Source organism: Streptomyces massasporeus (assembly GCF_014648995.1).
GTDB classification, from domain to species: Bacteria; Actinomycetota; Actinomycetes; order Streptomycetales; family Streptomycetaceae; genus Streptomyces; species Streptomyces massasporeus.
The window spans coordinates 25824-39934 of record NZ_BMSE01000021.1 but is presented as its reverse complement, the minus strand read 5'-3'; the positions used below and the strand labels follow the sequence as shown (position 1 = coordinate 39934).

Sequence of the window (14111 nt, the reverse complement as noted above, 5' to 3'; positions counted from 1 at the left end):
TTGCACCAAGCGAGAGAAGGCTCACGCGTGAGCGTGTACCCACACAGCGCGGGCGGGCGACGCGTCAACGCGCGCCGCCCGCCCGCACCTTGAAACGGGGCTCGGAATCCTCCCTACGAAACCACCGCCGGATCGGCCGACTTGGGCTCCGATCCGGCGTTGTCCTCATCACCCATCGCGATTCCGCGCCGCTTTGACACGTACACCGCCCCGGCGATCACGAGGAACGCGAGGACGGCGACCAGAATCCGCACTCCGATGCTCTTGTCGGGACCGTAGGAAAACTTGATCACCGCGGGCGCGATGAGCAGCGAGACCAGGTTCATGACCTTCAGCAGCGGGTTGATCGCGGGCCCCGCGGTGTCCTTGAAGGGGTCGCCGACCGTGTCGCCGATCACGGTCGCCGCGTGCGCCTCGCTCCCCTTGCCGCCGTGGTGGCCGTCCTCGACGAGTTTCTTGGCGTTGTCCCAGGCGCCACCGGAGTTGGCGAGGAACACCGCCATCAGTGTGCCCGCGCCGATCGCGCCCGCCAGGAACGCCCCGAGCGGGCCGACACCGAGCGTGAACCCGATGAAGATGGGCGCCATCACGGCCAGCAGACCGGGCGTGGCGAGCTCGCGCAGGGCGTCCTTGGTGCAGATGTCGACGACCTTGCCGTACTCCGGTTTCTCGCTGTAGTCCATGATCCCGGGTTTCTCACGGAACTGCCGCCGCACCTCGTAGACCACGGAACCCGCCGACCGCGACACGGCGTTGATCGCCAGCCCCGAGAAGAGGAAGACGACCGCCGCGCCGGCGATGAGACCCACGAGGTTGTTGGGCTGCGAGATGTCCATCATCAGACTCATCGGGGCGCCGTCCCCGCTGAGTTTCTCGCCCACGTCCCGTGCGCCGGTGAAGATCGCGTCGCGGTACGACCCGAACAGCGCCGCCGCCGCGAGCACGGCCGTGGCGATCGCGATGCCCTTGGTGATCGCCTTCGTGGTGTTGCCGACCGCGTCCAGGTTGGTGAGCACCTGCGCGCCCGCGCCCTCCACGTCACCGGACATCTCCGCGATGCCCTGCGCGTTGTCGGAGACGGGCCCGAAGGTGTCCATCGCGACGATCACACCGACCGTGGTGAGCAGGCCGGTGCCGGCCAGCGCCACCGCGAACAGCGCCAGCATGATCGACGTGCCGCCGAGCAGGAACGCCCCGTACACACCGAGCCCGATCAACAGGGCGGTGTAGACGGCGGATTCGAGACCCACGGAGATACCGGCGAGGACGACGGTGGCCGGGCCGGTGAGCGAGCTCTTGCCGATGTCCCTGACGGGCCGGCGGGTGGTCTCGGTGAAGTAGCCGGTCAGTTGCTGGATGAGGGCGGCGAGCACGATGCCGATGGCCACCGCGACGAGCGCGAGGATCCGCGGGTCGCCGTCCTTGCCCTGGATCGCGGCGTCGGTGACCCCGTCGAGCTCGGAGTACTTCCCCGGCAGATAGACGAAGACGGCCACCGCCACCAGCACCAGCGAGATCACCGCGGAGATGAAGAACCCGCGGTTGATGGCGCTCATGCCGCTGCGGTCGGCGCGCCGGGGCGCCACCGCGAAGATGCCGATCATGGCGGTGATCACCCCGATCGCCGGCACGAGCAGCGGGAAGCCGAGTCCGGCGTCGCCGAAGGCCGCCGAGCCGAGGATCAGCGCGGCGACCAGGGTCACGGCGTACGACTCGAAGAGGTCGGCCGCCATGCCCGCGCAGTCGCCGACGTTGTCGCCCACGTTGTCGGCGATGGTCGCGGCATTGCGCGGGTCGTCCTCCGGAATGCCCTGTTCGACCTTGCCGACCAGGTCGGCGCCGACGTCGGCGGCCTTGGTGAAGATGCCGCCGCCGACACGCATGAACATCGCGATCAGCGCGGCCCCGAGGCCGAAGCCCTCGAGCACCTTCGGCGCGTCGGCCGCGTACACCAGCACCACACAGGAGGCGCCGAGCAGGCCGAGGCCCACCGTGAACATGCCAACCACACCGCCCGTACGGAAAGCGATCTTCATCGCCTTGTGCGAGACCGTGGTCAGATCCTTTTCCGGCTCGCCTTGAGCCGGAGTGGCTTCACGCGCCGCCGCGGCGACACGCACATTGCTGCGTACGGCGAGCCACATGCCGATATAGCCGGTGGCCGCCGAGAACGCCGCTCCGATCAGAAAGAACACCGACCGTCCGGCACGCTGACTCCAGTCGTCCGCGGGCAGCAGCATGAGCAGGAAAAACACGACCACGGCGAATACGCCGAGCGTGCGCAGCTGACGAGCCAGATAGGCGTTCGCGCCTTCCTGGACCGCTGCCGCGATCTCCTTCATGCTGTCGGTGCCCTCGCCGGCCGCGAGTACCTGGCGCACCAGGACCCCCGCGAGCACCAGGGCCGCCAGTGCTACGACCGCGATGACCACGATGAGGACACGGTTGCCATCGGTCAGTACGGCGGCTGCGAGGTCTGTGGGATGGCCCGACTGTTGTGAGAGGGAAAGCCCCGCCATTCGTCCTCCTTGACGCTTGGGCTGAGCTCAAGATGTGGACGGGATTGTAGGTACCGGAACCTGATCAAAACAGAGCGCGATAAACGGAATTGGCCGTCCGAAGTAATGCCCTGAAAGCATTCTGAGGCTGCCGGAGGGCGCGCGAATGATCGTGAACGAATTCACGCGATGAACGGCACAGGACCTACTGTAAAGGCGGGCACTGACACCCGCACATGACGAAGGGCCCCACGGGTGGGGCCCTTCGAAAGAACGGTGTGCGCGGTGGCGGGGTCAGACCAGGATCGTCGGCGGCGGCGTGGTCGGCCAGGTCATCTTGATCAGCCCGCCGTGCTCTCCCGCGCTGACCTCGACGTCGTCGACGAGTCCGCTGATGACCGCGAGGCCCATTTCGTCCTCGTCGGCCTCACCGTCGGCGTCGCCGGGTCCGGCCCCGGGGGCGCGCTCGCCGGAGACCGCGTGCGGGGCCTCGTCGCCGACCTCGATGGAGAACTGCTTCTCCTCCTCGATCAGCAGCACCTTCACCGGGGCCGAGATCCCGCCGATCTGATGCAGTCCGACGGCTCGGGTGCACGCCTCGCCGACGGCGAGCCTGACCTCGTCGAGGACGGCCTCGTCCACTCCGGCCCTGCGCGCCACCGCTGCCGCCACCAGCCGGGCGGTCCTGACATGCTCGGGCAGCGCGCTGAAGCGGAGCTCAACGGTGGCCATGCATCCCCCTCGCAACTACGGGCGTGCGGTCGAGAGGCTCCGGGCCGCCGAAAGCCCGGGCCCCCTCGGTCTTCACTTCTACCGAACGACGGCCGACCCGGGCACACGGCCCGGGACCGGTGTCAGTCGGTGGCCGCAACCGCTTCCTCGACCGAGGTGTGAATCGGGAACACCTTGGTGAGGCCGGTGATACGGAAGATCTTCAGAATGCGCTCCTGGTTGCAGACCAGGCGCAGGGAGCCCTCATGGGCACGCACGCGCTTCAGGCCGCCGACCAGTACGCCGAGCCCGGTGGAGTCGAGGAAGTCCACGCCCTCCATGTCGACGACAAGGTGGAAACTGCCGTCGTTCACCAGCTCGACCAACTGCTCGCGCAGCTTGGGCGCGGTATATACGTCGATTTCGCCACCGACCCTGACGATCGTGCGATCGCCCATGGTTTCGGTCGACAGGGACAGGTCCACGGATCCTCCAGCACCTTGCTATCGAGCGGTCGCCCTAGGGGCATTCGGCTTCAGCCCCTGGACGCTTCGCCAGCCGCGATGGCATTCAATCACTTACCGGCAGGCGTGCACGACGCCTTGGCTCCATTGTCCGTCACGCCAGTGACACACTCGGTGCCGATGGCCAAGAATCACCGATCCGATCGAACCCCGACGGACCCCGCCTCCCGACCCGCGCCGGGCGCGGTCCTGGACCGGCTCGCGTCCGGCCCCAGCAGGGCTTCTCGCATTACTCATACGGAGCACTTGCCCCCGCGTGAGGGTCGGCATGCCGTCTGGCCGGACCGGATCCGCGCGGAGGTCGTCGCGGCCGTGCGAGCCGCGGGCATCGAGCATCCCTGGGCCCACCAGGCACGCGCGGCCGAGCACGCCCTGGACGGCGAGTCGGTCGTCGTCGCCACCGGCACGGCCTCCGGCAAGTCCCTGGCCTACCTCGTGCCGGTGTTCTCCACCCTTCTGGAGGGCTCGGAGGCCCCGAACGGCCGCGGCGCGACCACCCTCTACCTGGCTCCCACCAAGGCTCTCGCGGCGGACCAGTGCCGCTCCGTGAAGGAACTTTCACATCCGCTGGGCAATTCCGTGCGCCCAGCCGTGTACGACGGCGATACTCCGTTCGAGGAACGCGAGTGGATCCGTCAGTACGCCAACTACGTGCTGACCAACCCGGACATGCTGCACCGCGGCATCCTGCCGTCCCACCCCCGCTGGTCCTCCTTCCTGAAGTCGCTGAAGTACGTCGTCATCGACGAGTGCCACACCTACCGTGGGGTCTTCGGCTCGCACGTCGCCCAGGTGCTGCGCCGGCTGCGCCGACTGTGTGCCCGCTACGGCGCGTCGCCGGTGTTCCTGCTGGCCTCCGCGACCGCCGCCGAGCCCTCCGTGGCCGCCCGCCGCCTCACCGGCGTGCCGGTGGTGGAAGTGGCCGACGACGCCTCCCCCCGCGGTGAACTGGTGTTCGCCCTCTGGGAGCCGCCGCTGACCGAACTGCACGGCGAGAAGGGAGCCCCCGTCCGCCGTACCGCCACCGCCGAGGCCGCCGACCTGCTGACCGACCTCACCCTGCAGGGCGTGCGCTCGGTCGCCTTCGTCCGTTCCCGGCGCGGCGCCGAGCTGATCTCGGTCATCTCCCAGGAACGGCTGGGCGAGATCGACCGGTCGCTGGCCCGGCGTGTCGCGGCGTACCGGGGCGGCTATCTCCCCGAAGAACGCCGCGCTCTCGAACAAGCCCTCCATTCGGGTGAACTGCTGGGCCTCGCCGCGACGAACGCCCTCGAACTCGGCATCGACATCTCCGGCCTCGACGCGGTCGTCATCGCCGGCTACCCGGGCACGCGTGCCTCCCTGTGGCAGCAGGCGGGCCGGGCCGGACGGTCCGGGCAGGGGGCGCTGGCCGTCCTGGTCGCCCGCGACGACCCGCTGGACACCTTCCTCGTCCACCACCCCGAGGCCCTGTTCGACCAGCCCGTCGAATCGACCGTCCTCGACCCCGACAACCCCTACGTGCTGGCCCCGCACCTGTGCGCGGCCGCCGCGGAGCTGCCCCTGACGGACGAGGACCTCGCCCTGTTCGGCCCGGCCAGCGAGGGCCTCCTGCCCCAGCTGGAGGCCGCGAAGCTGCTGCGCCGCCGCACGAAGGCCTGGCACTGGACCCGCCGCGAGCGCGCCGCCGACCTGACGGACATCCGGGGTGAGGGCGGACGCCCGGTCCAGGTCGTCGAGACCGGCACGGGCCGGCTGCTCGGCACAGTCGACGCCGGCGCCGCCCACTCGACGGTGCACGACGGGGCGGTCCACCTCCACCAGGGCCGCACGTACCTGGTGCGGTCGCTGGACCTGGAGGACTCCGTCGCCCTCGTCGAGGAGGCCGCCCCGCCGTACTCCACGGTCGCCCGCGACACGACGTCAATCTCCGTCCTGGAGACGGACGTCGAGATCCCGTGGGGCGACGGCCGCCTCTGCTACGGCTCCGTCGAGGTCACCAACCAGGTCGTCTCCTTCCTCCGCAGACGGCTCATCACCGGTGAAGTGCTCGGCGAGACCAAACTCGACCTCCCTCCCCGTACGCTGCGCACCCGCGCCGTGTGGTGGACCGTCACCGAGGACCAGCTGGACCGGGCCCGGATCAACCCGGAGATCCTCGGCGGCTCCCTGCACGCCGCCGAACACGCGTCGATCGGCCTGCTGCCCCTCTTCGCGACCTGCGACCGCTGGGACATCGGCGGCGTGTCGATCCCGCTCCACCCCGACACGCTCCTGCCCACGGTCTTCGTCTACGACGGTCATCCGGGCGGCGCGGGCTTCGCGGAGCGCGCCTTCCACACCGCCCGCACCTGGCTGACCGCCACCCGCCAGGCCATCGCCTCCTGCGAGTGCGACGCCGGCTGCCCGTCCTGCATCCAGTCGCCCAAGTGCGGCAACGGCAACGACCCGCTGCACAAGAGGGGGGCCGTGCGACTCCTCACGGTGCTGCTGGAGGGGGCTCCGGAGCAGAAGGAGGGTGATCCGGGAGCGAACGAGGGTGATCCGAGGGAGGAGGAGAGCGCTCCGGAAGAGCAGGAGGCGGCGGGCGAGGCACCTGAGCGGCCGACCGGGGATCCGGCTGAGCCGCCGGAGGCCCCGCCCTCGCCCTGACCTCCGCAGTGAACGGCCCCCGTCCCGACGCCGCCGTCACGTCCGAGATCTCCCCGGCGACCTCGCACCGCACCAGCCGCACGCCCTGGGCCCGGGCCACCCGGCCGGCACGGGCGCAGGCCGCCGAACCGCCGTCGGCCCAGTGGTCCGCCGCGGCGAGCGCCGCGAGATCCGCACCGCCCGCCGCCCGATGCCGGATGACGACGGCCTGCCCGAGCGCCAGGACGACTCCGAACACCACACACAGAACGGCGATCGCCCCCACGCTCCACACGGTGGCGGACCCCTGGTCCGAACCGGCGCCCCGAACACCGGCACATCCCCGGCCCCGTCTCACGTGCCCACCGCCTCCTCCACCGACGCCACGGCCTCCTCGCGCACGGCGAAGGACAGACCGCGCAGCACCGGCGGCTCGGCCACAACGGTCACCCGGACGTGCTCCGCGCCCCGGCTGACGGTCACCTTCGCGCCGGGCGGGGCCGCCTCGCGGGTCAGTTCCACGACCGCGCCGGGCGAGTCCTGGCGGGCCGCCGCACGCGCGCCCGTCCGCGCCGCGTCCACACACTGGATCTGCGCGGCCACGACCAGCAGCCCCCACACCAGCGCCATCGCGAACATCACCAGCACGGGCAGCACCACGGCCGACTCCGCCGTGACGAACCCCCGGTCCGCGCCCCGCTCACATCCGCGCATTGAGGGCCTCCTTCACGATGTTCTGGAGTTCCGCGCTGACCGGGCCGCTCGTGACGACCTTGTAGAGCACCACCGCGAACGCCACCGCCGCGACGATTCCCATCGCGTACTCGGAGGTGACCATCCCCGCGTCCCTCCGCGCCGCCCGCATCCCGCACACCAGGGCACGCAGCCGTGCCCGTACCGCCTGATACATCTCAACCCCCGTAAGAAAGAGTCCGACCGAACTTCCACACTTCTGCTGGTTGTCGCTCACTGCTTCCGGCCCGTCGCCGCCTCACCCACCACCCCCTCCGAGCACCCCGCCCGCGAGTCCGATCACCACGGGCAGCACGCCGACCGCGATGAACGCAGGCAGGAAGCACAGCCCCACCGGCGCGCTCACCATCACGCCCGCCCGTCGGGCCCTGGCCGTCGCGGCGCGGCCCCAGTCCGCCCGGCCCTCCGCGGCGAGCCGCGCGACCGGCACCGCCGCGGGCAGCCCGGACACATCGGCCCGTTCGAGCAGCCGGGCCAGACCTCCGGCACCCGGGACGGCGCCCAACCTCCGCCAGGCCGTGCCCGGTTCGCCGCCCAGCCGCACCTCCGCCGCGCCCCGGGCGAGGGCGTCGCCGACAGGGCCGCCCAGGGCCTCCCCCACCGCCTGCGCCGCGATCACCGGGCCGGCGCCCGCCGCGATGCAGGCCGCCAGCAGGTCGGCCGCGAGGGGCAGTTGCCGTGCCGCCTCAGCGGGGTCGGGTGCCCCCGGGTCCGCGCCGGCCGTCTCCCGCCTCAGCCGCCACCGCCACACCGCCACCGCACCGGCCAGCCCCACTGCGGCCCCGGCGAGACCTCCGACCAGCGCCCACCCGGCACACGCCACGCCCACCGGGGCCAGCCACGTCCGCGCGAGCCCCCGCACGGCAGGGCTCAGGGCAGGGGCCGTCGCTTCCCGTACCCCCGACAGCTCCGTCAGCCGACGGCGCATCCTCCTGCGGCGCCGCACCTCCAGCAGCAACCGCACCAGCCATCCGCAGGCCAGCACGATCCCCACGGTCACCCCCAGCCTGTGGACGGCTTCTCCGCTCATGCCGCCGTCTCCGCGCCTCGCACGATCCGCTGCACCCACCACAGCCCCAGGCCCTCCAGCGCCCCGCCGGCCGCCAGACAGCCCAGTCCCGCCCCGGTGTGCAGCAGGACGTGGAGGGGATCGGCCCCGAGGGCGGTGCCGATGAGGAGCCCCAGGGCCGGCAATCCGGCGAGCATCACCGCCGTGGCCCGGGCGCCCGCCAACTGGGCTCGCAGGTCGGACCGTTGGTCCCGTTCCGCGCGCAGGGCGGCGGCGAGCCGGTCGAGCCCGGCCGCGAGTCCCGCACCCTGGTCCACGGCCACCCGCCAGCACGCCGCGAGTCCCCGTAGTCCCTCGGCGCCCGGTTGCCGCGCCGCCGTGGCCAGCGCCTCCGGCACGTCACCGCCGAACCGCGCCGCCGCAAGCACCGTCGCCTGAGCGTCCGCGAGCCCGCCGCAGTCCCGCGCGGCCCGCAGCAGTCCCTCACCCGGCTGGCGCCCGGCCCGCACCTCACCGGCGAGCGCCCCGCACAGCGCGATCACCGCGTCGGCCCGGTGCTCTCGGTCCCGCCGCACCTCGCCGGCCAGCCGGGTCCGCCGCAGCAGCGGCACCCCGGCCGCCCCGAGGACGGCCGGCAGCACCGACGCCCCGAGCACCGCCAGCACCAGCCCGGCCAAAGGTGACCACCACTCGGCCCGCAGCCGCCCACGGCCACACCGCAGCCCACCCATCATCCGCCGCCACCCGGGCGGGCCGCTCCCGACGGCTGCCCCGTCCGCGAGCAGCAACCGCGCCCGCCGCGCCGCCTCCTCACGCTCACCCAGCAGCCAGACAGCCGCCCCCATGCACGCCACGGCCGCACCCATCGACATCTCAGGCACCCCCGTCATGGCTCGCCTCCCCCACCACAGCCACACCCCTCGACACCTCAAGCACCCCCGTCATGCCTCGCCTCCCCCACCACAGCCACACCCCTCGACACCTCAAGCACCCTCGTCATGGCTCGCCCCCTTCATCGCGATCTCACCCGGCCCGCTCGCCTCGCCCCGGAGCAGCCCCCGTAGCCGCTCCCACCCCGGCTCGCGCGCGAACGCCTCCGCTCCCCACCGCAGCGCCGGCACCGTGCGCACGAGGCCCGACGGGTCCCGCTCCAGCACGTGCACCTCCGCGATCCGCCGCCGCCCGGCCCGGTCGCGCACCAGATGCAGCACCACGGAGAGGGCGGCCGCCAACTGGCTGTGCAGCGCGGCCCGGTCGAGCCCGGCGGCCGTGCCGAGCGCTTCCAGCCGGGCCGGTACGTCGGCGGCGGCGTTGGCGTGCACGGTCCCGCAGCCGCCCTCGTGACCGGTGTTCAACGCGGCCAGCAGATGCACCACTTCGGGCCCACGCACCTCGCCCACGACCAGCCGGTCCGGCCGCATCCGCAGCGCCTGGCGCACCAGGTCCTCGAGGGTGACGAGGCCCGCGCCCTCCTGGTTGGCGGGTCTGGTCTCCAGCCGCACGACGTGGGGATGGTCGGGCCGCAGCTCCGCCGAGTCCTCGGCGAGGACGATCCGCTCGTCCGGCCCCACCAGCCCGAGCAGGGCACTCAGCAGCGTGGTCTTTCCGGTGCCGGTACCGCCGCTGACCAGGAAGGACAGCCGAGCGTCGAGCAGGGCGCGCAGTATGCGGTCCCCGCCCGGCGGCACCGTGCCGGCCGTGACCAGCTCGCCGAGGGTGAAGGCTCGCGGCCGTACCACCCGCAGCGACAGGCAGGCGCAGCCCACCGCCACCGGTGGCAGCACGGCGTGCAGCCGGGTTCCGTCGGGCAGCCGGGCGTCGGCCCAGGGTCGGGCGTCGTCCAGCCGTCGTCCGGCCACCGCGGCGAGGCGCTGGGCGAGCCGCCGTACGGCCGCCGCGTCCGCGAACCGCACCGACGTCAGCTCCAGTCCGCCGCCCCGGTCCACCCAGACCCGGTCCGGGGCCGACACCAGCACGTCCGTCACCGACGGATCGGCCAGGAGCGGCTCCAGCGGTCCGCTGCCGATCAACTCGGACCGCAACTGCGCGGCAGCGCCCAGGACTTCGGCGTCCCCGAGGACCCGCCCCTGGTCCCGCAGGGCCTGCGCCACGCGCGCGGGGGTCGGCTCGGCCCCGCTCTCCGCCAGCCACCGCCGCACCCCGTCGAGCAGCGCCGCACCTTCGAGTCCGGCCAGCGTGCTCATGCCGTTCCCGCCTCGACGAGCGCCCGCTCCCAGAACCCCCTGCAGAACCGGGCGAGCGGTCCGCGCGGGGCGGCACCCGGTGGCGCCGTGCCCTCGTCCGGGCGCGACAGGCCCGGCTCGTCGGGCACTTCGCCGACCAGGGGCAGTCCGAGCAGCCGCGCGACCTCACGGTCGTCGAGCCCCGGCGGGTAGGGGCCGCGGACCGCCACTCGCAGATCCCGCAGGAGCATGCCGACCGCGGAGGCCACCCGCCCCGCGGCCGCGACGGCCCGCAGCTCGGCCGGCACCACCAGCACGCCCACGTCCAGCTGGGTGAGCACCTCGGCGACGCCGTCGTCGATCCGGCGCGGCAGGTCGACCACGACCGTGCCGCCGCGGCGCCGGGCCGCCGCGAGCACCGCGCGCACCGCCTGCGGCGGGACCGCGATCCGGTCGCCGCGGTCCCAGCTGAGCACTCGCAGCGAGTGCAGCTCAGGCAGCGACTCCTCCAGGGCTCCCCCACCGACCCGTCCGCGTGAGGAGGCGAACGCGGGCCAGCGCAGCCCTTCGGCCGTCTCACCCCCGAGGAGGACATCGAGTCCCCCGCCCAGCGGATCGGCGTCCACGAGGAGCGTGCGCAGTCCCTCCCGCGCGGAGGTGACGGCGAGGGCGCACGCGAGCGTGGACGCTCCGGCACCGCCTCGGCCTCCGATGACGCCCACCGTGAAGGCGGGCCGGCCGACGCCCTCGGCCACGTCGGCGATCCGGTCGACCAGCCACTGCTCGCCGTCGGGCAGCATCAGGACGTGCTCGGCGCCGATCTCGACGGCACGCCGCCACACCCCGGAGTCGTCCTGGTCCCGGCCGACGAGCACGACACCCCTTCTGCGCACGGCCCCGCGCACCCGCCGCACGGCGTCGTCGCCGACCAGGACGAGCGGCGCGGCCTCCCAGCTGCCTCTGCGCTCCGGCACTCCGTGGTGCACCTCGGGTGTGGCGCCCGCCGCCGCGCACAGGCGCAGCAGGTCGTCGAGGAGTTCGCTGTCCTCGGTGACGATCAGCGGTCCGCCCTGCCGCCCTCCGGCGGCGGGCGGCGGATCGTGTGTGACGGTTCCGGCCACGCTTTCCATCCCCCTTCGCTGCATGACTCGCGCGGCCCCTGCGGCCCCGCGATTCCCAAACGTGGGAAGAACCGACAAGCGGCCTCCCTGTGAACGGCCGACAGAAACCGGCCAAACGCCCCCGGGTACTCGGAACCGGCCATGAACTCGCCGCGAGCGGGACGCGCTGGAATCACGGTGCAGCGATCCCGGAAATCGTGTGGATCTTGGTGGATAACTGTGGACGTGCCGGGGGTTGTGAATATCGCCGTCACCCATACCGGTGAGCGGCTCAGGCATACCGGTGAGCGACTCAGGCCCTCTGTGCGACCGCCACAGAGCAGTCCGGCAACTACCGAACGTAACAAGACAGGTGCATGACAAGTCAGTCGACACAGCTGCATCGCAGTGGCTTTCAAGCCGCGCGATGGAGATGAAAACCCACCCGGACATGCGACGACCCCCGCCGGGGGGGAGAGCGGGGGTCGTCCCCACGGCCGACTCGGGGGGGGAGGAGTCGGGCCGGGTTAGCACGGTCGCGAACGATCCGTGACTTCCATGGTGTACCCGAGAGCCTTCTCAGGCAAACCCACACGCCCCAGCTTACGCCGAATGGGCTGCCCCTATGCTCTGGGGCGTGGAAAACCACTCGATGCCCCGCACAGCCGCCTTCTTTGACCTGGACAAGACGGTCATTGCGAAGTCGAGCACGCTCACGTTCAGCAAGTCGTTCTACCAAGGCGGTCTGATCAACCGCAGGGCCGTCTTGCGCACCGCATATGCCCAGTTCGTCTTCCTGGCCGGCGGCGCCGACCACGACCAGATGGAGCGCATGCGCGCATATCTGTCCGCCCTGTGCCGAGGCTGGAACGTGCAGCAGGTCAAGGAGATCGTCGCCGAGACTCTGCACGACCTGATCGACCCGATCATCTACGACGAGGCCGCCTCCCTCATCGAGGAGCACCACACCGCCGGCCGCGACGTCGTGATCGTGTCCACCTCGGGCGCCGAGGTGGTCGAGCCGATCGGCGAACTGCTGGGCGCGGACCGCGTGGTCGCCACCCGCATGGTCGTGGGCGACGACGGCTGCTTCACCGGCGAGGTGGAGTACTACGCTTACGGCCCGACCAAGGCCGAGGCCGTCAGGGAGCTGGCCGAGTCCGAGGGGTACGACCTCAGCCGCTGCTACGCCTACAGCGACTCGGCGACCGATGTGCCGATGCTGGAGTCCGTCGGCCATCCGCATGCCGTGAACCCGGACCGGGCGCTGCGCCGCGAGGCCCTCGCGCGAGGGTGGCCGATCCTGGACTTCCACCGCCCGGTCCGGCTGAAGCAGCGCATTCCCGCGTTCTCCGTCCCGCCGCGCCCGGCGCTCGTGGCGGTCGCGGCGATAAGCGCCGCGGCGGCCACCGCGGGACTCGTCTGGTACGCGAACAGGCGCCGGGCCACGGTCGCTTGACCTGTGGCGATGCCCAGCCCTATGTGAACCCGAAAGTAAAGAAGTGCAGCCTGGACTTCCGCTTGCTCCGGGGCAGGAGTACAAAGGACTCAACGGCCCGCGAGACCAAGGACATCCGAGAGGATCACCTTTTAACGCATTTGGCCCCACGGACCGAGCATGAACACCGGGCACCCACGCGACGTCGACCCGTCGAATACGGGCCAGCCACACCAGGTGACGGGCAAAGCTCCCGACCTGATGGGCATATATCGAGGACGCTTGGTAACCCGATGCTCATGCCAGCGGCGGTACGAGAACTCGTACCGCCGCATCATTTTTCCGGCCGCGTTTCCTGCCGCGCCATGTCACGCCACCGCACGGCGATGGACCGCCCGCAATGTCACGCCGCCCCGCGCTGCAGCGCCTCGCACACCGCCATCGACTCGCGAGCACCCAGCTCGACGGCCCTGCCGCAGTGGGCGATCCAGGCTGCCACGCCCTCCGGGGTACCGGAGACGTACCCGCCGAGGGCCTCCAGGTAGGCCTCGCGCCCCATCTCCGCGTGGCCGACCTCGGCCGCGCAGACCGACTTCGGGTCAAGGCCGCTGCCGATGAGGACGATTCGCTCTGCCGTGCGTGCGATGAGGCCGTTGTGGGACGTGAAGGGACGCAGCGCGAGGAGTTCGCCGTGCACGACGGCGGCCGTCACCAGCGCTGGTGCGGAGCCGCCCGCGATGATCAGCCCGGCCAGTCCGTCCAGCCTGCCGTGCGCCTCGGTGGCGCTCGGCAGCGGCAACCCGACGAGCGGCTCGTCGACCGGCTCGCCCTGCTTGCGGGGCCGTCCCACCTGGTCCGCCTTGTCCGCGGCCGCCACCAGGTGCAGCCGGGCCAGCACCCGCAGGGGCGACTGCCGCCAGATCGACAGCAGCTGGCCCGCCTCCGCGGTGAGCCGCAGGGCGGCACCCACGGTGCGGGCCTCGTCGTCGCCGCTGAAGTCCGTGCGCCGGCGCACCTCCTCCAGGGCCCAGTCCGCGCCGGACAGCGCGGCGGAGCCGCGGGCGCCGCGCAGAGCGGCCTCGGAGGTGATCGCGTTGCTGCGCCGCCGCATGACCCGGTGCCCGTAGACCCGGTCGACGGCCTTGCGGACGGACTCCACGGAATCGGCCACTCCGGGCAGCGCCCCCAGGGCCGCGAGGGGATCGGCGCTCGCGCCTGCTGTACTCATGAGTACGACCCTACGCACCCCGGGGCCCCGCTCCGCGGCGGAGTGGCCTTCTTCACG

At 72.1% G+C, this 14111-nt stretch carries 12 protein-coding genes and 1 pseudogene; 2 read left to right on the top strand and 11 right to left on the bottom strand.

Going from position 1 to position 14111, the window contains the following annotated elements; genetic code table 11:
• Positions 1 to 113: 113 nt before the first annotated feature.
• The 3 genes from IE153_RS33645 to bldG all read right to left on the bottom strand — a co-directional run bounded on the left by IE153_RS33645 (position 114) and on the right by bldG (position 3694).
• A complete protein-coding gene (locus tag IE153_RS33645) occupies positions 114 to 2519 on the bottom strand; it encodes a sodium-translocating pyrophosphatase (RefSeq protein WP_189593511.1) in 2406 nt (801 codons plus the stop codon).
• 273 nt (positions 2520 to 2792) lie between these two features.
• Positions 2793 to 3230 carry an ATP-binding protein gene (locus IE153_RS33640; protein WP_185012347.1) on the bottom strand — a complete coding sequence of 146 codons (438 nt, stop codon included), beginning with the start codon at positions 3228 to 3230 and terminating at the stop codon, positions 2793 to 2795.
• 122 nt (positions 3231 to 3352) lie between these two features.
• On the bottom strand, positions 3353 to 3694 hold the full coding sequence (gene bldG / locus IE153_RS33635) for an anti-sigma factor antagonist BldG (protein WP_003991900.1): 342 nt from the start codon (positions 3692 to 3694) through the stop codon (positions 3353 to 3355).
• Positions 3695 to 3772: 78 nt separating this feature from the next.
• Here bldG and IE153_RS33630 point away from each other — a divergent pair, with 78 nt between their 5' ends.
• Positions 3773 to 6364, top strand: a complete 2592-nt coding sequence (locus IE153_RS33630; protein WP_229829298.1) for a DEAD/DEAH box helicase — start codon at positions 3773 to 3775, stop codon at positions 6362 to 6364.
• On the opposite strand, the pseudogene IE153_RS33625 reads toward IE153_RS33630, so the two are convergent.
• The 7 genes and pseudogenes from IE153_RS33625 to ssd form a co-directional block, all read right to left on the bottom strand.
• Positions 6291 to 6701, bottom strand: a pseudogene (locus IE153_RS33625) (Rv3654c family TadE-like protein); the annotation flags it as partial. The gene IE153_RS33630 and the pseudogene IE153_RS33625 sit on opposite strands and share 74 nt — an antisense overlap.
• Positions 6698 to 7057, bottom strand: coding sequence for a TadE family type IV pilus minor pilin (locus IE153_RS33620; RefSeq protein WP_031103557.1), 360 nt, complete (start codon positions 7055 to 7057; stop codon positions 6698 to 6700). The pseudogene IE153_RS33625 and the gene IE153_RS33620, both read right to left, overlap by 4 nt.
• Positions 7044 to 7253: a DUF4244 domain-containing protein gene (locus IE153_RS33615; protein WP_078899406.1), complete on the bottom strand. Its 210-nt coding sequence runs from the start codon at positions 7251 to 7253 to the stop codon at positions 7044 to 7046. Before IE153_RS33615 ends, IE153_RS33620 begins: the two co-directional genes overlap by 14 nt.
• An 81-nt stretch (positions 7254 to 7334) precedes the next feature.
• Positions 7335 to 8126, bottom strand: a complete 792-nt coding sequence (locus IE153_RS33610) for a type II secretion system F family protein (RefSeq protein WP_189593510.1) — start codon at positions 8124 to 8126, stop codon at positions 7335 to 7337.
• Positions 8123 to 8995 (bottom strand): type II secretion system F family protein, encoded by an 873-nt coding sequence (locus IE153_RS33605; RefSeq protein WP_189593509.1) that lies wholly within the window; start codon positions 8993 to 8995, stop codon positions 8123 to 8125. Before IE153_RS33605 ends, IE153_RS33610 begins: the two co-directional genes overlap by 4 nt.
• Before the next feature lie 93 nt (positions 8996 to 9088).
• A complete protein-coding gene (locus IE153_RS33600; RefSeq protein ID WP_189593508.1) occupies positions 9089 to 10309 on the bottom strand; it encodes a TadA family conjugal transfer-associated ATPase in 1221 nt (406 codons plus the stop codon).
• Positions 10306 to 11418, bottom strand: coding sequence for a septum site-determining protein Ssd (gene ssd / locus IE153_RS33595; RefSeq protein WP_189593507.1), 1113 nt, complete (start codon positions 11416 to 11418; stop codon positions 10306 to 10308). Before ssd ends, IE153_RS33600 begins: the two co-directional genes overlap by 4 nt.
• Positions 11419 to 12013: 595 nt before the next feature.
• On the opposite strand from ssd, the gene IE153_RS33590 reads away from it, so the two are divergent.
• A complete protein-coding gene (locus IE153_RS33590) occupies positions 12014 to 12847 on the top strand; it encodes an HAD family hydrolase (RefSeq protein ID WP_189593506.1) in 834 nt (277 codons plus the stop codon).
• Positions 12848 to 13229: 382 nt separating this feature from the next.
• Here IE153_RS33590 and IE153_RS33585 read toward each other — a convergent pair whose 3' ends face one another.
• Positions 13230 to 14054 (bottom strand): Fic family protein, encoded by an 825-nt coding sequence (locus tag IE153_RS33585; protein ID WP_189593505.1) that lies wholly within the window; start codon positions 14052 to 14054, stop codon positions 13230 to 13232.
• Positions 14055 to 14111: the final 57 nt, after the last annotated feature.